This is a genomic window from Klebsiella sp. 28 (assembly GCF_018223905.1).
GTDB lineage: Bacteria > Pseudomonadota > Gammaproteobacteria > Enterobacterales > Enterobacteriaceae > Klebsiella > Klebsiella pneumoniae.
Map to the genome: position 1 here is coordinate 104,491 of NZ_JAGRQY010000070.1, position 15,543 is coordinate 120,033.

Genomic DNA, 15,543 nt, shown 5'->3' on the forward strand with positions numbered 1-15,543 from the left:
TCGCTCAACTCCCTATGCCTAATAAATCATGGTGATAGTCGCCAGCAGGATAACGGAACGGCACCGGACCGTCGGCAATACCATCAATGAACTGACGAACCCGAGGATCGGTATTCTCCCGTAGCGACTGGGCGCTACCGTGGGCGACAATCTTTTTATCCGCCACGATATACGCGTAGTCCGCGATGCTAAGCACCTCGGGCACATCGTGCGAAACCACGATGCAAGTGACACCCAGCGTGCTGTTGAGTTCAGAAATCAGCTTCACCAGCACGCCCATAGTGATGGGATCCTGCCCGACGAACGGTTCGTCGAACATAATCAGATCCGGCTCCAGGGCAATGGCTCTCGCCAGGGCGGCGCGGCGCGCCATCCCACCGGAAAGCTCAGAAGGCATTAACTTCGCCGCACCGCGTAGCCCCACCGCTTCCAGCTTCATCATCACCGTCGTATGCAGCAGCGCAGGCGGCAAATGCGTATGTTCGCGCAGCGGATAGGCAACGTTGTCAAAGACATTAAGATCGGTGAACAGCGCGCCGGACTGGAACAGCATGCTCATCCGCTTACGCACCGTATAAAGACGCGAACGCGTCATCTGCGGCACGTTCTCGCCATCAAACAGGATCTCTCCCCTGTCCGGCGGGATCTGGCCGCCGATCAGGCGTAACAGGGTAGTCTTGCCGATCCCCGAAGGTCCCATGATCGCAGTAATTTTACCGCGCGGCACCGACAGCGAGATGTCGTCGAAGATCACACGATCGCCGCGTGAAAAGCGGATACCGCGCACTTCAACTAAATTCGCCTGAGTTTGGCTCATAAAATCATCCTTACTAAACACCTGACGGGCAAGCATGGCCCTTTCTTGCGCCACAATCACAACATTTTTACAGAATCTTACCTGCACAGGTTAGCGAAAGCTGGCATTTGTTTTACTTTTGGCACACATAAAGTCAAAATTAAGAATTCGTTACGCTGCGTAGGGATAACCCAGCGAGGCGACGATTATACCTGAAGAAAGGACTTTAGATGCTCTTAGCGACGGCTCTGTTAATTATTGGTTTATTGCTGGTTGTCTACAGCGCCGATCGTCTGGTCTATGCCGCCTCCATCCTGTGTCGTATGTTGGGGATCCCGCCGCTGATCATCGGCATGACAGTGGTCAGTATCGGCACCAGCCTGCCTGAGATCATGGTCGCCACCGCGGCCTCGCTGCACGGGCAGACCGATCTGGCGGTCGGCACCGCGCTCGGATCTAATATCACCAATATCTTATTGATCCTCGGTCTCGCCGCCTTACTCAGGCCATTTACCGTGCATTCTGATATTCTGCGCCGCGAATTACCGCTAATGTTGCTGGTCAGCGTGCTGGCGGGACTGGTGCTCTACGATGGACAACTGACCCGTCTCGACGGGCTATTTTTACTGGCGTTAGCGCTTCTGTGGCTGCTGTTCACCATCAAAATCGCTCGCCTGGCGGAGCGCCAGGGAAGCGATAGCCTGACCCGCGAACAGCTGGCGGAGCTGCCACGCGAAGGGTCGCTGCCGGTCGCCCTGCTCTGGTTAGGGGTAGCGATGATCGTCATGCCGATGGCGACCCGCATGGTGGTGGATAACAGTACAGTGCTGGCAAACTATTTCGCCATCAGCGAACTGACCGTCGGCCTGACGGTGGTGGCGATAGGCACCAGCCTGCCGGAGCTGGCCACCGCCATCGCCGGGGCGCGGAAAGGGGAAGATGATATTGCCATCGGCAATATCATCGGCGCCAATATCCTTAATATCGCACTGGTGCTGGGTTTACCGGCGCTGATCGCGCCGGGGAGCTTTGCGACCGAAGCCTTCACTCGCGATTATGGCGTGATGCTGCTGGTCAGCCTGATCTTCGCAGTGCTGTGCTGGCGCCGTCAGCAACAGCCGGGACGACTGGTTGGCGCGCTGCTGGTCGGCGGCTTTGTGGTTTGGTTGGCGATGCTGTTTTGGACAGCACCGCTCTTCGTTGAATGATTCGGGATAACATCATGTCGCAAATAGATTTGCCCACGGATTTTGACTTTCAACAGGCAGGCCGTCAGGTGCTGGAAATTGAACGTGAAGGTCTGGCCCAGCTCGATCAATACATAAATGAAGACTTTACCCATGCCTGCGAAACGATTTTCCGCTGCGGCGGGAAAGTCGTGGTGATGGGGATGGGCAAATCCGGCCACATCGGCCGCAAAATGGCGGCAACCTTCGCCAGTACCGGCACCTCGGCATTTTTTGTCCACCCCGGCGAAGCGGCGCACGGTGATTTAGGTATGGTCACCCCGCAGGATGTGGTAATTGCGCTGTCGAACTCCGGCGAATCGAATGAAATCCTCGCGCTGATCCCGGTCCTCAAGCGCCAGCAGGTGAAGCTTATCTGTATCACCAGCCGGCCGGAGAGCAGCATGGCGCGCGCGGCGGATATCCATCTGTGCGTGAAAGTGCCGAAGGAGGCCTGCCCGTTAGGACTGGCGCCCACGTCGAGCACCACCGCCGCGCTGGTGATGGGTGATGCCCTCGCCGTCGCCCTGCTGGAAGCCCGCGGCTTTACCGCTGAGGATTTCGCCCTGTCGCATCCGGGCGGCGCACTCGGCCGTAAGCTGTTGCTGCGGGTCAATGATATTATGCATACCGGTGATGAAATCCCGCACGTCGGCCTGCAGGCGACCCTGCGCGATGCGCTGCTGGAAATCACGCGTAAAAATTTAGGCATGACCGCTATCTGCGATGACGATATGAACATCATCGGTATCTTTACCGACGGTGACCTGCGCCGGGTCTTCGATACCGGCGTTGATATGCGCGATGCCAGCATTGCCGACGTCATGACCCGGGGAGGTATCCGCATCCGCCCCGGCACTCTGGCGGTGGATGCGTTAAACCTGATGCAATCCCGTCATATCACCTGCGTGCTGGTTGCCGATGGCGACCATCTGCTGGGTGTGGTACATATGCACGATCTGCTGCGCGCGGGCGTAGTGTAAGTAAGGAAAAAATAATGAATAATGCTGATGCTCAGTTAGCGACCTGCTACGGGCCGGTAAGCCAGGCGTTTGTCGATCGCGCGGCGAAGATCCGTCTACTGATCCTTGATGTCGACGGTGTATTATCCGACGGGCTTATCTATATGGGTAATCACGGCGAGGAGCTGAAAGCGTTTAACGTCCGCGATGGCTATGGTATCCGCTGCGCGCTGACCTCGGGTATTGAAGTGGCGATTATTACCGGGCGAAAAGCTAAACTGGTAGAAGATCGCTGTCAGACGCTGGGCATCACGCATTTGTACCAGGGGCAGTCGGACAAGCTGCTGGCGTTCCGCGATCTGACGGACAAACTGCACGTGCGGCCGGAAGAAGTCGCCTACATCGGCGACGATCTGATTGACTGGCCGGTGATGGCCGAAGTGGGCCTTAGCGTCGCCGTCGCCGATGCGCATCCGCTGCTGCTACCGCGGGCGAATTATGTCACGCGAATTAACGGCGGACGCGGCGCGGTACGCGAAGTCTGCGATTTGTTACTATTGGCGCAGGGCAAGTTGGATGAGGCCAAAGGGCAATCAATATGAGTAAAACCAGACGTTGGGTTATCATTTTACTGTCGCTGCTCGCGCTGATCCTTATCGGCCTGAATCTGGCGAATACGGACGACACGGCCCAGCCGGAGGTCAATCCTAACGACCCTACGTATAAAAGCGAACATACCGACACCGTGGTATACAGTCCGGAAGGCGCCCTGAGCTATCGGCTGATTGCCGAGCACGTGGAATATTTTTCCGATCAGGAGGTCTCCTGGTTTACCAAACCGGTGATGACCACCTTTGATACTAACAAGGTGCCTACCTGGTCGGTCAGAGCAGACAAAGCGAAGCTGACGAATGACCGGATGCTCTATCTTTACGGGCACGTTGAGGTGAATGCGCTCGCGCCAGATTCTCAACTGCGCAAAATTACGACGGATAACGCCCAGATAAATCTGGTAACGCAGGACGTTACCTCCGATGACATGGTGACGTTATACGGCACCACATTTAATTCCAGCGGCCTGAAAATGCGTGGAAACCTTCGCAGCAAAAATGCCGAGCTGATTGAAAAGGTGAGAACCTCTTATGAAATTCAGAACAAACAAACTCAGCCTTAAGATTGCGCTCGCCGGCGCGTTACTGGCCGCCAGCCTGCCGGCCCTCGCCAAGACGGGCGATACCGATCAGCCGATCCATATCGAATCCGATCAGCAGTCGCTGGACATGCAGGGCAATGTCGTCACCTTCACCGGTAACGTGGTCGTGACCCAGGGGACGATCAAGATTAACGCTGATAAAGTGGTGGTCACCCGTCCGGGCAACGAGAAAGGCAAAGAGGTGATCGAAGGTTTCGGTAACCCGGCTACTTTCTATCAGATGCAGGATAACGGCAAGCCGGTAAAAGGCCGGGCGTCGAAAATGCGCTACGAGCTGCAGAACGATTACGTCGTGCTGACGGGCAACGCTTATCTGGAACAGCTCGACAGCAACATCAAGGGCGACAAGATCACCTATCTGGTGAAAGAGCAAAAAATGCAGGCCTTCAGCGACAAAGGTCGACGCGTCACCACCGTTCTGGTGCCGTCCGAGCTGCAGGACAAAAGCGGCAACCAGCAAAAGAAGAGTAACTAATCCGTTATGGCAACCTTAACTGCGAAGAATCTCGCTAAAGCGTATAAAGGCCGCCGCGTGGTGGAAGATGTCAGTCTCACCGTTAACTCGGGCGAGATTGTCGGCTTGCTCGGCCCGAACGGCGCCGGTAAAACGACCACCTTCTACATGGTGGTCGGGATTGTGCCCCGCGACGCAGGCAATATCATCATCGATGACGAAGACATCAGCCTGCTGCCGCTGCACGCGCGCGCGCGACGGGGCATCGGCTACCTGCCGCAGGAAGCGTCGATTTTCCGTCGCCTCAGCGTCTATGACAACCTGATGGCGGTCCTGCAGATCCGTGACGATCTAACCAGCGAACAACGGGAAGATCGCGCTAAAGAGCTGATGGAAGAGTTTCATATTGAGCACCTGCGCGACAGCCTCGGTCAGGCGCTCTCCGGTGGTGAACGCCGCCGCGTCGAAATCGCCCGCGCGCTGGCGGCGAATCCGAAATTTATTCTTCTGGATGAACCCTTTGCCGGCGTGGATCCGATCTCCGTTATCGATATTAAACGCATCATTGAGCACCTGCGCGACAGCGGTCTCGGCGTTCTGATTACCGACCATAACGTCCGTGAGACCCTCGCGGTCTGCGAACGCGCGTATATTGTCAGTCAGGGACACCTTATCGCTCATGGTACACCGCAGCAGATCCTCGAAGATGAGCAGGTTAAGCGCGTGTATCTTGGGGAAGACTTCAGACTCTGATAGGGTAGAGGTTACAGACGTTTTAGCCGGAGATATTTACCCTGAACATGAAGCAAGGTTTGCAATTAAGGCTTAGCCAACAGCTTGCCATGACGCCGCAGCTGCAGCAGGCGATTCGTTTGCTGCAGTTGTCCACGTTAGAACTCCAGCAAGAGCTCCAGCAAGCGCTGGAAAGTAACCCGTTGCTTGAGCAAACCGATCTTCACGACGAGGTAGAGGCAAAAGAGGTGGAGGACCGCGAGTCCCTCGATACCGTCGATGCGCTTGAGCAAAAAGAGATGCCCGACGAACTGCCTCTCGATGCCAGCTGGGATGAAATCTATACCGCTGGCACGCCGTCGGGTAACGGCGTCGACTATCAGGACGACGAGCTTCCCGTCTATCAAGGCGAGACCACCCAGACGCTGCAGGACTATCTGATGTGGCAGGTTGAGCTGACGCCTTTCACCGACACCGACCGCGCTATTGCCACCTCTATCGTCGACGCCGTCGACGATACGGGCTACCTCACGATTCAGATTGAAGATATTGTCGACAGCATCGGCGATGACGAGATCGGCCTGGAGGAGGTGGAAGCGGTCCTCAAGCGAATCCAGCGTTTTGATCCGGTTGGCGTCGCAGCGAAAGATCTGCGCGACTGCCTGCTGATCCAGCTGTCGCAATTTGCTAAAGAGACGCCGTGGCTGGAAGAGGCGCGGCTGATTATCAGCGACCATCTTGATCTGCTGGCCAACCATGATTTCCGCACTCTAATGCGAGTCACCCGCCTGAAAGAAGAGGTGCTTAAAGAGGCGGTCAACCTGATCCAGTCCCTGGATCCTCGCCCTGGCCAGTCCATTCAGACCAGCGAACCGGAATATGTCATCCCGGATGTGCTGGTGCGCAAGGTGAGCGGCCGCTGGACCGTCGAGCTCAACGCCGACAGCATTCCACGGTTGAAAATAAATCAGCAGTATGCGGCAATGGGCAACAGCGCCCGCAATGACGCCGACGGCCAGTTCATTCGCAGCAATCTGCAGGAAGCTCGCTGGCTGATTAAAAGTCTGGAAAGCCGCAACGATACCCTGCTGCGCGTCAGCCGCTGCATCGTAGAGCAGCAGCAGGCTTTTTTCGAACAGGGTGAAGAGTATATGAAGCCGATGGTGCTGGCCGATATCGCCCAGGCCGTCGAGATGCATGAATCGACGATTTCCCGTGTCACCACGCAAAAATATCTGCACAGTCCGCGCGGTATTTTTGAACTGAAGTATTTCTTCTCCAGCCATGTGAATACCGAAGGCGGAGGCGAAGCCTCGTCGACGGCGATTCGCGCGCTGGTGAAGAAGCTCATCGCCGCGGAAAACCCCGCGAAGCCGTTGAGCGACAGTAAGCTCACCTCCATGCTGTCCGAGCAGGGTATTATGGTGGCGCGCCGCACTGTCGCGAAGTACAGAGAGTCTTTATCCATCCCGCCGTCAAACCAGCGTAAACAACTGGTCTGACATAACCGATAAGGAAGACACTATGCAGCTCAACATTACAGGACACAACGTCGAAATTACGCCTGCGATGCGCGAATTCGTTACGGCGAAGTTCAGCAAGCTGGAGCAATTTTTCGACCGGATCAATCAGGTCTATATTGTGTTAAAAGTAGAGAAAGTGACGCAAATTGCGGACGCGAATCTGCATGTCAACGGTGGCGAAATCCATGCCAGTGCGGAAGGGCAGGATATGTATGCGGCTGTCGATGGTCTTATCGACAAGCTGGCAAGACAGTTAACGAAGCACAAAGATAAACTAAAACAACACTAATTGTCCGGGCCCCCTTGCGCCCGCCGCTGGATATCATCGGCGACGGGCGCGGGGGCGCTCAGGTGAAATTATGATGAACAACGATTCGGCTCTACAACTGAGCAACGTCCTGAACCAGGAATGTACCCGTAGCCAGGTGCACTGCCAGAGCAAGAAGCGTGCTCTGGAAATCATCAGCGAACTGGCCGCCAAACAGTTAAGTTTGCCGCCGCAGGTGGTGTTCGAAGCGATCCTCACCCGCGAAAAAATGGGCAGTACCGGGATCGGCAATGGTATTGCCATTCCCCACGGAAAACTGGAAGAGGATACGCTGCGTGCTGTCGGCGTTTTTGTCCAGCTGGAAACCCCCATCGCCTTCGACGCGATCGACAATCAGCCTGTCGACCTGCTGTTCGCGCTGCTGGTGCCGGCCGACCAGACAAAAACTCACCTGCATACGCTCTCCCTGGTGGCCAAACGGCTGGCGGACAAAGCGATTTGTCGTCGCCTGCGCGCGGCGCAGAGCGATGAAGAGTTGTATGAGATCATTACCGAAGCAGGAAGCAGCGATGACGCATAACGGCAGTCGCACCTTATCCTTTATCGTACTGAGGAGAAACGGTACATGGTACTGATGATCGTCAGCGGCCGCTCGGGCTCGGGGAAATCCGTCGCTCTGCGAGCGCTGGAAGATATGGGCTTTTACTGCGTGGATAACCTGCCGGTCGTGCTGCTGCCCGACCTGGCGCGGTCGCTGGCTGACCGTAATATCTCCGCGGCCGTCAGCATCGACGTGCGTAACATGCCGGAATCCCCGGAGATCTTCGAGCAGGCGATGCAGAATCTGCCGGAATGTTTTTCTCCGCAGCTGCTGTTCCTTGATGCCGACCGCAATACCCTGATCCGCCGGTACAGCGACACCCGTCGTCTGCATCCGCTGTCGAGCAAGAATCTGTCGCTGGAAAGCGCCATCGACGAAGAGAGCGATCTGCTGGAGCCCCTGCGCTCCCGCGCCGATCTGATCGTCGATACGTCGGAAATGTCGGTGCATGAGCTGGCGGAAATGCTGCGTACCCGACTGCTGGGTAAACGCGAGCGTGAACTGACGATGGTCTTCGAATCCTTCGGCTTCAAGCACGGTATTCCGATCGATGCCGATTACGTCTTTGACGTGCGCTTTCTGCCCAACCCGCACTGGGATCCGAAACTGCGTCCAATGACCGGTCTGGATAAACCAGTGGCCGCCTTCCTCGATCGGCACACTGAAGTGCACAACTTTATTTATCAGACCCGAAGCTATCTTGAGCTATGGTTACCGATGCTGGAGACCAACAATCGCAGCTATCTGACGGTGGCCATTGGCTGTACCGGCGGTAAACATCGTTCGGTTTATATTGCTGAACAACTGGCTGACTACTTCCGCTCGCGCGGCAAGAACGTGCAGTCTCGTCATCGGACGCTGGAAAAACGTAAATCATGACCGTAAAGCAGACCGTTGAAATCACCAATAAGCTGGGCATGCACGCCCGCCCGGCGATGAAGCTGTTCGAACTGATGCAGAATTTCGATGCCGAAGTACTGCTGCGCAACGATGAAGGCACGGAGGCGGAAGCCAACAGCGTGATTGCCCTGCTGATGCTGGACTCGGCGAAAGGGCGACAGATAGAGGTGGAGGCCAGCGGTCCGCAGGAAGTTGAAGCCCTCGCCGCGGTGATTGCCCTGTTTAACGCTGGCTTTGACGAAGACTAAACGTGACGCTTCCCGGCGGCGGACGACTGGCGATTGTACCAGCCCCGGCGCCGGAGTAACCCGCTAATAGAGCTTATGCTCGCGCATGAACCCTTCCCCGCCCAGCTGTCGCATCTGGCGTAAGATCCAGGCCTGACGACTGCGCACATAGCCTGACGGCGCATCGGCGCGATAGCGGATCGGGTTCGGCAGCACCGCGGCCAGCAGAGCCGCTTCCCCCGGCGTCAGCTGACTGGCGGGTTTATGAAAATAGCGCTGGGCGGCCGCTTCCACACCAAATATCCCATCGCCGAACTCGGCAATATTCAGGTAGACGGTCAGGATCCGCTTTTTACTCCACACGGTTTCGATCCCGACAGTCAGCCCGGCTTCCAGCCCCTTACGCAGCCAGCTGCGGCCATCCCATAAAAACAGGTTTTTCGCCGTCTGCTGCGACAGCGTTGACGCGCCGCGGATGCGGGTCTCGTGACGTTCATTGTGCGCCAGCGCTTTCTCAATCGCCGACACGTCGAACCCCCAGTGTTCCGGGAACTTCTGATCTTCGGCGGCAATCACCGCCAGCCCCATCCATGGAGAGATCTTATCCATGACAACCCAGTCGGAATGCGCCAGATAATGGAAATCGCCGGACAGCCAGGCGCTCACCTGCCGCTCAAGCATCACCGCCGAAAACGGCACCGGCAGCACGCTAAACAGCGCGATCCCCCCGCCCCAGAGGACGGCGGCGATCAGCAGCAGACGCAATGCCAGACGTTTTAATAGCGCAAGGGGCGCAACGCGGAGCCTCATGCGCTCAGCGCCAGCACGCGGGCCACCAGCTTCTCAATTCCGGTGGCGGCTTGCGCAATGTCCTCCGCCAGCATATACGCCGGAGTGGTGACCACTTTGTTGTCTTCATCCACCACGATGTCGTCGACCGGGCAAGGCACGTGCTCTGCCCCCATCTCTTCCACCACATCGGCGGTATCAAGATCGGTCCCAATGGTCATCCGCAGCGGAAACGCAAAGATCTTCGGCAGCATCGCCGGGGCAATGCACATAAAACCCAGCGGCTTGTCGGTCTGATGCATCGCCAGCGCCAGGGCCCGCAGATCGGGATCCACCTGGCATTCGCTGCCCTCGGCGGCGAAGCTGCTTAGATTTTTCGCCGCGCCGAAGCCGCCAGGGACGATCAGCGCGTCCAGCGTCTCCGCACGCGCCTGCACCAGCGGCAGGATGTCGCCGCGGGCGATACGCGCTGCTTCCACCAGCACATTGCGCTGCTCTGGCATCGCCTCCCCGGTCAGATGGTTGATGACATCGCGCTGCGGTTTATCGGGCGCAAAGCACACTGCCTGCGCGCCGTTGCGCGCGATCGCCAGCAGGGTAATCACCGCCTCATGGATTTCACTGCCGTCGTACACGCCGCAGCCGCCCAGTACCACACCAATTTTTTTCATCGCTTTCGCTCCTCCATGCAACTCGCTGAAACCAGTCAAAAATGTCGATTAACTCGCTATGCTTCACATATTTTACTGATTCATGTAACAAATTAGTTAAGCTTTGCTATCTTAATGAGCGAGCAATCCACTTCTTCGGTTGCGCCACGTAACAACATCACTCAAACAACACTGGCTCAACCACCAGTTCCCTGGTGTTGGCGCAGTATTCGCGCACCCCGGTCTGTCCGGGGTCATTTTTTGCTGGCTTTCGCCACCCACGCCTTCAGTACCGCTACATCGTTTTGCCACTCGGATTTCATCTCTTCAACCCATTCAGCGACATTATCAGACCAGGCAGGCAGATCCGGAGTCTGGATCTGCTGGCCCAGCTGCTGGATGTGGCGCAGTCCGATAGAACCGGCCGCCCCTTTGATCTTATGCCCCTCTTCGACAATCCCTTTTTGGTCGCGGGCGGTCAGATTAGACTCCAGAACGGACATGTAGCCCGGCATCATCTTCTCAAACACCGCGAGACCATCGTTGATAAGCTTCGGTCCCACCAGCTCGATATATTGCTCCAGCATATCGGTATCCAGCACCGCGTCGGCTTTATGCAGATCGGCCGCCGGCGCTTCCTGCGCTTCCTCATCCGGTGCATCCCAGAATTTCTTGATCATGGCCGTTAGCGCTGGCACCGATAGCGGCTTACTCAATACATCGTCCATCCCGGCGTCGAGATACTCTTTCTTATTCTTCAGCACGTTGGCGGTGAGGGCGACCAGCGGCGGTAGCTCGTCAGCGGCAAAGCGCTGTTTCAGTTCCCGGGAAATATCCAGTCCGGTCATGTCCGGTAACTGAATATCCAACAGCACAAGGTCATATTCGCCTGGCTCAAACATCTCCAGCGCGGCTTTCCCGGTCATCGCCACATCAACGCTGTTACCCAGTTTTTCCAGCACTGAACGGGCCACAATAACGTTGAGCTCAATGTCCTCAACCAGCAGCACGTTGAGCGCCGGTAATGGCATGTCGTCTTCCGCCAGCGTATCTTCCACTTCTTCCGCAATGGCAGGCGCATGGACGGTAAGCGTAAAGGTCGCCCCTTTACCCGGCTGGCTGGTAACGCTGATATCACCGCCCATATTACGCGCCAGGCGACGCGAGACGGCGAGACCAATCCCGGTTCCGGTGGCCGGTTTGCCGCCGTGGCTGTCTTTGACCTGGTAATACATGGCGAAAATTTTGTCCTGTTCCGCTTCAGGAATACCAATTCCGGAGTCTTCCACTTCGAAGTGCAGGATATCGCCTTCGTCATAGCGTACGCGGACGTTCACCCCTCCGCCCTGCGGGGTAAACTTCACGGCGTTACTGATAAGATTCCACAGGATCTGCCGCAGGCGGGTCCCATCCGTGATTACCTTATGCGGCAGCGGCAGGCTCGGCTCCAGCACAAAGCGCAGCCCCTTCTGCTGTGCCTGCAGGCCGGATAGGTTTTCAAGGTCGGCAAGGAAGCTGGTGAAGTCCACCGGCTGGTTATCGAGCTGCACCTTACGGCGCTCCATTTTGTCCATGTCGATAATATCATTGAAGATATTCCCCAGCGTCACCGCCGAGACATGGATAGTTTTCAGGTATTTTTCCTGCTCGCTGGTCAGCTCGGTATCCAGCAAAATTCGGCTCAGCCCGACGATCCCGTTTAGCGGGGTACGCAGCTCATGACTGATGGTGGAAATAAAGGTGGTTTTATCCCGGCTGGCGCGCTCAAGAGCGTCCTGATAGCGTTTACGTTCGGTGATATCGCGGCCGAAGCCCATCAGGCCGCGACGCTTACCGACGCGATCGTAGTAGGGGACCTTGCGGATTTCAAAGCACGCTTTGCGGCCATCGGGATAGTCCAGCCACTGCTCATAGGTCAGCGATACATTATGGCGGAACACCTTCTCGTCGGTCTCCAGTACCTTTTCCGCCGCCTCTTCGCTATAGACGTCCTGCGGTTTGAGGTGGATCAGCTGTTTCTCGCTTTTGCCGGTCAGCAGCTCCATCGCCCGGTTACAGCCTGAAAACTCCTTATCCTCATTGCGATAGAAGACCAGGTCCGGGGAAGCATCAAGGAAAGAGCGCAGAAAGGAGGATTGCTGTTCGAGCTGGATCTGCGTCTCTTCACGCTCTTTCATCTCAATCTTCAACTGCTCGAGGGTGGTCTCGCGCTCGGCTTCCGCTTTTTCACGTTCGCCAATCTCCTGATTCAACTGCGCGATGTTATCTTTCAGTTGGACGTTCAGCTTTAGATCGCGCTCACGCATCTCCTCCAGCTTGTCCACCAGCCGCGAAAGACGCTGCCGGGACTCTTCGAGCTGCTCCACCACCACCGAGAGAAAGTAGACCGCCCAAGGCGTGATCAGCAGGCCAAAGAAGATAGAGCGGATAACGTCGATACTTTCAACCTGGCCATGCAGCACCATGGTAACCGCCATCTGTACCACGATGGCCAGCACCACCAGCGCAAGAGCCAACAGCATCGAAAAGCGGACCAGACCCAGCTTCATCATCAGGTCGACATAATACTGCGCCAGCATACGAATTTGCTTCATAGGGGATTCCTTCACGACAACTCCGCACAATAATACTCAATTCTGAGCAATGCGCTGTAAGTTGTGCAAAAAATGCGGGCAGGAGTCGATACGGCGGCCGGCCGCTGAGGCGAACCAGCCGCAAAAGAGGGGGATCAGGAGAGGGATTAACGCTTGCTTAACGCCTCCCAGAGTCCTTTCAGGTAGGTCACGCCAAGGGCGCGGTCGAACAGGCCATAGCCCGGCCGTCCGGTCTCTCCCCAGATAAAGCGACCATGATCCGGGCGAATATAGCCGTCGAATCCGTTGTCATACAGCGCTTGCATCACTTTGTACATATCCAGGGAGCCGTACTCTGACGGATGGGCGCACTCGTAAAAGTCTTTATCCTGCATCAGCTTTATATTGCGGACGTGGGCAAAATGAATTCGCTTACGCCGGGTAAATTCGGCCAGGATGGCGTACACGTCATTATCAGGATCTTCGGCAATCGAGCCGGTGCAGAGCGTAATGCCGTTGGCGGGTGAATCGACGGCCCGGCAGATCCAGTCCAGATCGTCGCGGTTTTTGACCACCCGCGGCAGGCCAAAAATGGAGTACGGCGGGTCGTCCGGGTGGATCGCCATTTTCACCCCAACCTCTTCGCAAACCGGGATCACCGCCTGCAGAAAATAAACCAGGTTCTCCCGCAGCTTCTGATCATCCACCGCGCTATATTTGGCAAACAGGGTCTGCACCTCCGCCAGCCGTTCCGGCTCCCAGCCCGGCAAGGCGAAGCCGTTTGAATTCTCAAGCACCTCCTTCACCACGTCTTCCAGCCGCTTATCGATATCTTTCTTCTCAAACGCCATCGTCAGCGAGCCATCCGGCAGGACGTAGTTCATATCCGTCTTCATCCAGTCGAAAACCGGCATGAAGTTATAGCAGATGACTTTAACGCCAAAGCGGGCAAGGTTGCGGATGGTCTGCTGGTAGTTGGCAATATAGCGCTCACGGGTAGGTAGGCCGATTTTGATGTCGTCATGGATGTTGACGCTCTCTATCACCTCCATTTTCAGGCCTGCGGCATGGGCCTGACCGACCAGACGCTCAATTTTATCCACCGGCCATACTTCGCCCACCGCGACGTCGTAGAGCGCGCCGACCACCCCCTCAACGCCAGGCACCTGGCGAATATGTTCTAATGAAATCTTGTCTTCCTCTGGTCCAAACCAGCGCATTGTCATCTGCATTGTCTTCACCTGCTCAACTTAGTTTAATTTACCCTACTACCATACCAGTAATCATAGATGATTGAGCGTTGGCTGTTGTGATAGCGATGACATTCCTGCCGACCGGCTCGCAAGCGGCAAATGCGTCGGCGCATTCATAATTTTTTTCAATTTATTTCAATAGATTAATCATGCCATGGCTTTTTCTGCCGAGCTTTCTCAAATGTGATCCAGGCCTGATTATGATGTTTTGCATACTTGTATGGTAATAAAAGTAGCGTAATTTGTTCAGAAAAAAGACAATGGAAGGAATCAAAATGAGAAGCGTCGTCGTCAAAGAGCCAGGCCAACTGAACATTGAATCACGTCCGGTTCCAGTTCCGGGCGCCCATGAAGTACGGGTGAAAATTGCTTTTGCCGGGATCTGTGGTTCCGATGTACACATCTATCACGGCCACAACCCTTTCGCGAAATATCCCCGCGTCATCGGCCATGAATTCTATGGCATCATCGACGCCGTCGGCGAGCAGGTATCTCCGGCACGCATCGGCGAGCGTGTCGCGGTGGACCCCGTTGTCAGCTGCGGCCATTGTTATCCTTGCTCGGTAGGAAGGCCGAATGTCTGTACGCAGCTCCAGGTCATAGGAGTTCACCGCGACGGGGGATTTAGCGACTATGCCTGCGTGCCGGCGAAAAATGCCTGGCGCATCCCCGAGGCTATCAGCGACCGTCAGGCAACGATGGTTGAGCCTTTTACCATCGCGGCAAATATTACCGCCCAGCTGCAGCCCACGGCGCAAGATATTGCCCTGGTTTACGGCGCTGGCCCGATGGGGCTGACTATCATTCAGGCGCTAAAGGGGGTATATGGCGTTAAGCAGGTGATCGTCGTGGATCGCATTGCCGAACGTCTGCAGATGGCCCGGGAAAACGGCGCCGATCTGACGCTCGATAACACTGACCAGCCGCTCGCGGAACAGCTGGCGCAGCGGCAGCTTGCCCCCACGCTGGTCATTGATGCCGCCTGCCACCCGGCGATCCTGCAGGAAGCCATTCTCCTCGCCTCCCCCGCCGCCCGCATCGGTATACTCGGTTTCTCCGGCGAGGCCTCAACCCTCACTCAGCAAAGCATCACCAGTAAAGAAATTTCTATTTTCTCCTCCCGGCTGAACAGCGGGCGTTTTCCGCTGGTCATCGACTGGATGGAGAAAGGCCTTATTCGTCCGGAGGCGTTAATCACCCATTGTATGCCGCTGGAGCAGGTGAAAGAGGCCATGGAGATTTTTGCTAACGACCGTAAGACCTGCTGCAAAGTGCTGCTGCAGCTGGGTTAAACCGGCATCGTATAGAATAACGGCCGACGGATATCTGCGTATCCGCCGCGCCTGATATAAATAATATAATGAGCATGGTGTTAT

Annotated in this window: 17 protein-coding genes; 12 read left to right on the top strand and 5 right to left on the bottom strand. The window is 56.2% G+C overall.

Translation table 11 applies throughout. The annotated features are described in order from the left end of the window. Window positions 1–4: 4 nt before the first annotated feature. Window positions 5–817: a phospholipid ABC transporter ATP-binding protein MlaF gene (gene mlaF, locus KHQ28_RS13155; protein ID WP_004150950.1), complete on the bottom strand. Its 813-nt coding sequence runs from the start codon at window positions 815–817 to the stop codon at window positions 5–7. Between the two features lie 209 nt (window positions 818–1,026). Between mlaF and KHQ28_RS13160 the strand changes: the two genes are divergently transcribed. The 11 genes from KHQ28_RS13160 to npr all read left to right on the top strand — a co-directional run bounded on the left by KHQ28_RS13160 (window position 1,027) and on the right by npr (window position 8,923). Further along, entirely contained in the window at window positions 1,027–2,004 is a 978-nt protein-coding gene (locus KHQ28_RS13160) for a calcium/sodium antiporter (RefSeq protein ID WP_002918397.1), read from the top strand. 14 nt (window positions 2,005–2,018) lie between these two features. Then, window positions 2,019–3,005: an arabinose-5-phosphate isomerase KdsD gene (gene kdsD, locus KHQ28_RS13165; RefSeq protein WP_002918399.1), complete on the top strand. Its 987-nt coding sequence runs from the start codon at window positions 2,019–2,021 to the stop codon at window positions 3,003–3,005. Window positions 3,006–3,019: 14 nt separating this feature from the next. Continuing rightward, window positions 3,020–3,586: a 3-deoxy-manno-octulosonate-8-phosphatase KdsC gene (kdsC, locus tag KHQ28_RS13170; RefSeq protein ID WP_002918405.1), complete on the top strand. Its 567-nt coding sequence runs from the start codon at window positions 3,020–3,022 to the stop codon at window positions 3,584–3,586. Continuing rightward, entirely contained in the window at window positions 3,583–4,158 is a 576-nt protein-coding gene (gene lptC, locus KHQ28_RS13175) for an LPS export ABC transporter periplasmic protein LptC (RefSeq protein WP_002918413.1), read from the top strand. The genes kdsC and lptC overlap by 4 nt, the downstream gene beginning before the upstream one ends. After that, window positions 4,127–4,672, top strand: a complete 546-nt coding sequence (lptA, locus tag KHQ28_RS13180) for a lipopolysaccharide ABC transporter substrate-binding protein LptA (RefSeq protein WP_002918415.1) — start codon at window positions 4,127–4,129, stop codon at window positions 4,670–4,672. The genes lptC and lptA overlap by 32 nt, the downstream gene beginning before the upstream one ends. Window positions 4,673–4,678: 6 nt before the next feature. Beyond that, window positions 4,679–5,404, top strand: a complete 726-nt coding sequence (lptB, locus tag KHQ28_RS13185) for an LPS export ABC transporter ATP-binding protein (RefSeq protein WP_002918417.1) — start codon at window positions 4,679–4,681, stop codon at window positions 5,402–5,404. A gap of 47 nt (window positions 5,405–5,451) precedes the next feature. Further along, window positions 5,452–6,885 carry an RNA polymerase factor sigma-54 gene (gene rpoN / locus KHQ28_RS13190; RefSeq protein WP_002918420.1) on the top strand — a complete coding sequence of 478 codons (1,434 nt, stop codon included), beginning with the start codon at window positions 5,452–5,454 and terminating at the stop codon, window positions 6,883–6,885. A gap of 22 nt (window positions 6,886–6,907) precedes the next feature. Then, window positions 6,908–7,195, top strand: coding sequence for a ribosome hibernation promoting factor (hpf, locus tag KHQ28_RS13195; protein ID WP_002918423.1), 288 nt, complete (start codon window positions 6,908–6,910; stop codon window positions 7,193–7,195). 70 nt (window positions 7,196–7,265) lie between these two features. Continuing rightward, entirely contained in the window at window positions 7,266–7,754 is a 489-nt protein-coding gene (gene ptsN, locus KHQ28_RS13200; protein ID WP_004144926.1) for a PTS IIA-like nitrogen regulatory protein PtsN, read from the top strand. A 45-nt stretch (window positions 7,755–7,799) separates the two neighbouring features. Beyond that, a complete protein-coding gene (rapZ, locus tag KHQ28_RS13205; protein WP_002918428.1) occupies window positions 7,800–8,654 on the top strand; it encodes an RNase adapter RapZ in 855 nt (284 codons plus the stop codon). Then, window positions 8,651–8,923: a PTS phosphocarrier protein NPr gene (gene npr, locus KHQ28_RS13210; protein ID WP_002918431.1), complete on the top strand. Its 273-nt coding sequence runs from the start codon at window positions 8,651–8,653 to the stop codon at window positions 8,921–8,923. Before rapZ ends, npr begins: the two co-directional genes overlap by 4 nt. Before the next feature lie 63 nt (window positions 8,924–8,986). On the opposite strand, the gene mtgA is transcribed toward npr, so the two are convergent. The 4 genes from mtgA to uxuA all read right to left on the bottom strand — a co-directional run bounded on the left by mtgA (window position 8,987) and on the right by uxuA (window position 14,146). Beyond that, window positions 8,987–9,712 carry a monofunctional biosynthetic peptidoglycan transglycosylase gene (mtgA, locus tag KHQ28_RS13215; protein ID WP_032418332.1) on the bottom strand — a complete coding sequence of 242 codons (726 nt, stop codon included), beginning with the start codon at window positions 9,710–9,712 and terminating at the stop codon, window positions 8,987–8,989. Then, window positions 9,709–10,362: an isoprenoid biosynthesis glyoxalase ElbB gene (elbB, locus tag KHQ28_RS13220; RefSeq protein ID WP_032418331.1), complete on the bottom strand. Its 654-nt coding sequence runs from the start codon at window positions 10,360–10,362 to the stop codon at window positions 9,709–9,711. Before elbB ends, mtgA begins: the two co-directional genes overlap by 4 nt. A gap of 233 nt (window positions 10,363–10,595) precedes the next feature. Beyond that, window positions 10,596–12,935 carry an aerobic respiration two-component sensor histidine kinase ArcB gene (gene arcB, locus KHQ28_RS13225; protein WP_002918444.1) on the bottom strand — a complete coding sequence of 780 codons (2,340 nt, stop codon included), beginning with the start codon at window positions 12,933–12,935 and terminating at the stop codon, window positions 10,596–10,598. A gap of 146 nt (window positions 12,936–13,081) precedes the next feature. After that, window positions 13,082–14,146, bottom strand: a complete 1,065-nt coding sequence (gene uxuA / locus KHQ28_RS13230; protein ID WP_002918448.1) for a mannonate dehydratase — start codon at window positions 14,144–14,146, stop codon at window positions 13,082–13,084. A gap of 296 nt (window positions 14,147–14,442) precedes the next feature. Between uxuA and KHQ28_RS13235 the strand changes: the two genes are divergently transcribed. Beyond that, the gene (locus tag KHQ28_RS13235) at window positions 14,443–15,459 is read left to right on the top strand and encodes a Zn-dependent oxidoreductase (RefSeq protein ID WP_002918451.1); all 1,017 of its coding nucleotides are present in this window, start codon (window positions 14,443–14,445) and stop codon (window positions 15,457–15,459) included. Window positions 15,460–15,543 lie beyond the last annotated feature (84 nt).

Bases quoted from the DNA above. Each gene is read 5' to 3' on its own strand.
- kdsC (WP_002918405.1), top strand. From the start codon at position 3,020: ATGAATAATGCTGATGCTCAGTTAGCGACCTGCTACGGGCCGGTAAGC.
- elbB (WP_032418331.1), bottom strand. From the start codon at position 10,362: ATGAAAAAAATTGGTGTGGTACTGGGCGGCTGCGGCGTGTACGACGGC.
- lptB (WP_002918417.1), top strand. From the start codon at position 4,679: ATGGCAACCTTAACTGCGAAGAATCTCGCTAAAGCGTATAAAGGCCGC.
- hpf (WP_002918423.1), top strand. From the start codon at position 6,908: ATGCAGCTCAACATTACAGGACACAACGTCGAAATTACGCCTGCGATG.
- arcB (WP_002918444.1), bottom strand. From the start codon at position 12,935: ATGAAGCAAATTCGTATGCTGGCGCAGTATTATGTCGACCTGATGATG.
- mtgA (WP_032418332.1), bottom strand. From the start codon at position 9,712: ATGAGGCTCCGCGTTGCGCCCCTTGCGCTATTAAAACGTCTGGCATTG.
- lptC (WP_002918413.1), top strand. From the start codon at position 3,583: ATGAGTAAAACCAGACGTTGGGTTATCATTTTACTGTCGCTGCTCGCG.
- uxuA (WP_002918448.1), bottom strand. From the start codon at position 14,146: ATGCAGATGACAATGCGCTGGTTTGGACCAGAGGAAGACAAGATTTCA.
- rpoN (WP_002918420.1), top strand. From the start codon at position 5,452: ATGAAGCAAGGTTTGCAATTAAGGCTTAGCCAACAGCTTGCCATGACG.
- npr (WP_002918431.1), top strand. From the start codon at position 8,651: ATGACCGTAAAGCAGACCGTTGAAATCACCAATAAGCTGGGCATGCAC.
- ptsN (WP_004144926.1), top strand. From the start codon at position 7,266: ATGATGAACAACGATTCGGCTCTACAACTGAGCAACGTCCTGAACCAG.
- KHQ28_RS13160 (WP_002918397.1), top strand. From the start codon at position 1,027: ATGCTCTTAGCGACGGCTCTGTTAATTATTGGTTTATTGCTGGTTGTC.
- KHQ28_RS13235 (WP_002918451.1), top strand. From the start codon at position 14,443: ATGAGAAGCGTCGTCGTCAAAGAGCCAGGCCAACTGAACATTGAATCA.
- mlaF (WP_004150950.1), bottom strand. From the start codon at position 817: ATGAGCCAAACTCAGGCGAATTTAGTTGAAGTGCGCGGTATCCGCTTT.
- kdsD (WP_002918399.1), top strand. From the start codon at position 2,019: ATGTCGCAAATAGATTTGCCCACGGATTTTGACTTTCAACAGGCAGGC.
- rapZ (WP_002918428.1), top strand. From the start codon at position 7,800: ATGGTACTGATGATCGTCAGCGGCCGCTCGGGCTCGGGGAAATCCGTC.
- lptA (WP_002918415.1), top strand. From the start codon at position 4,127: ATGAAATTCAGAACAAACAAACTCAGCCTTAAGATTGCGCTCGCCGGC.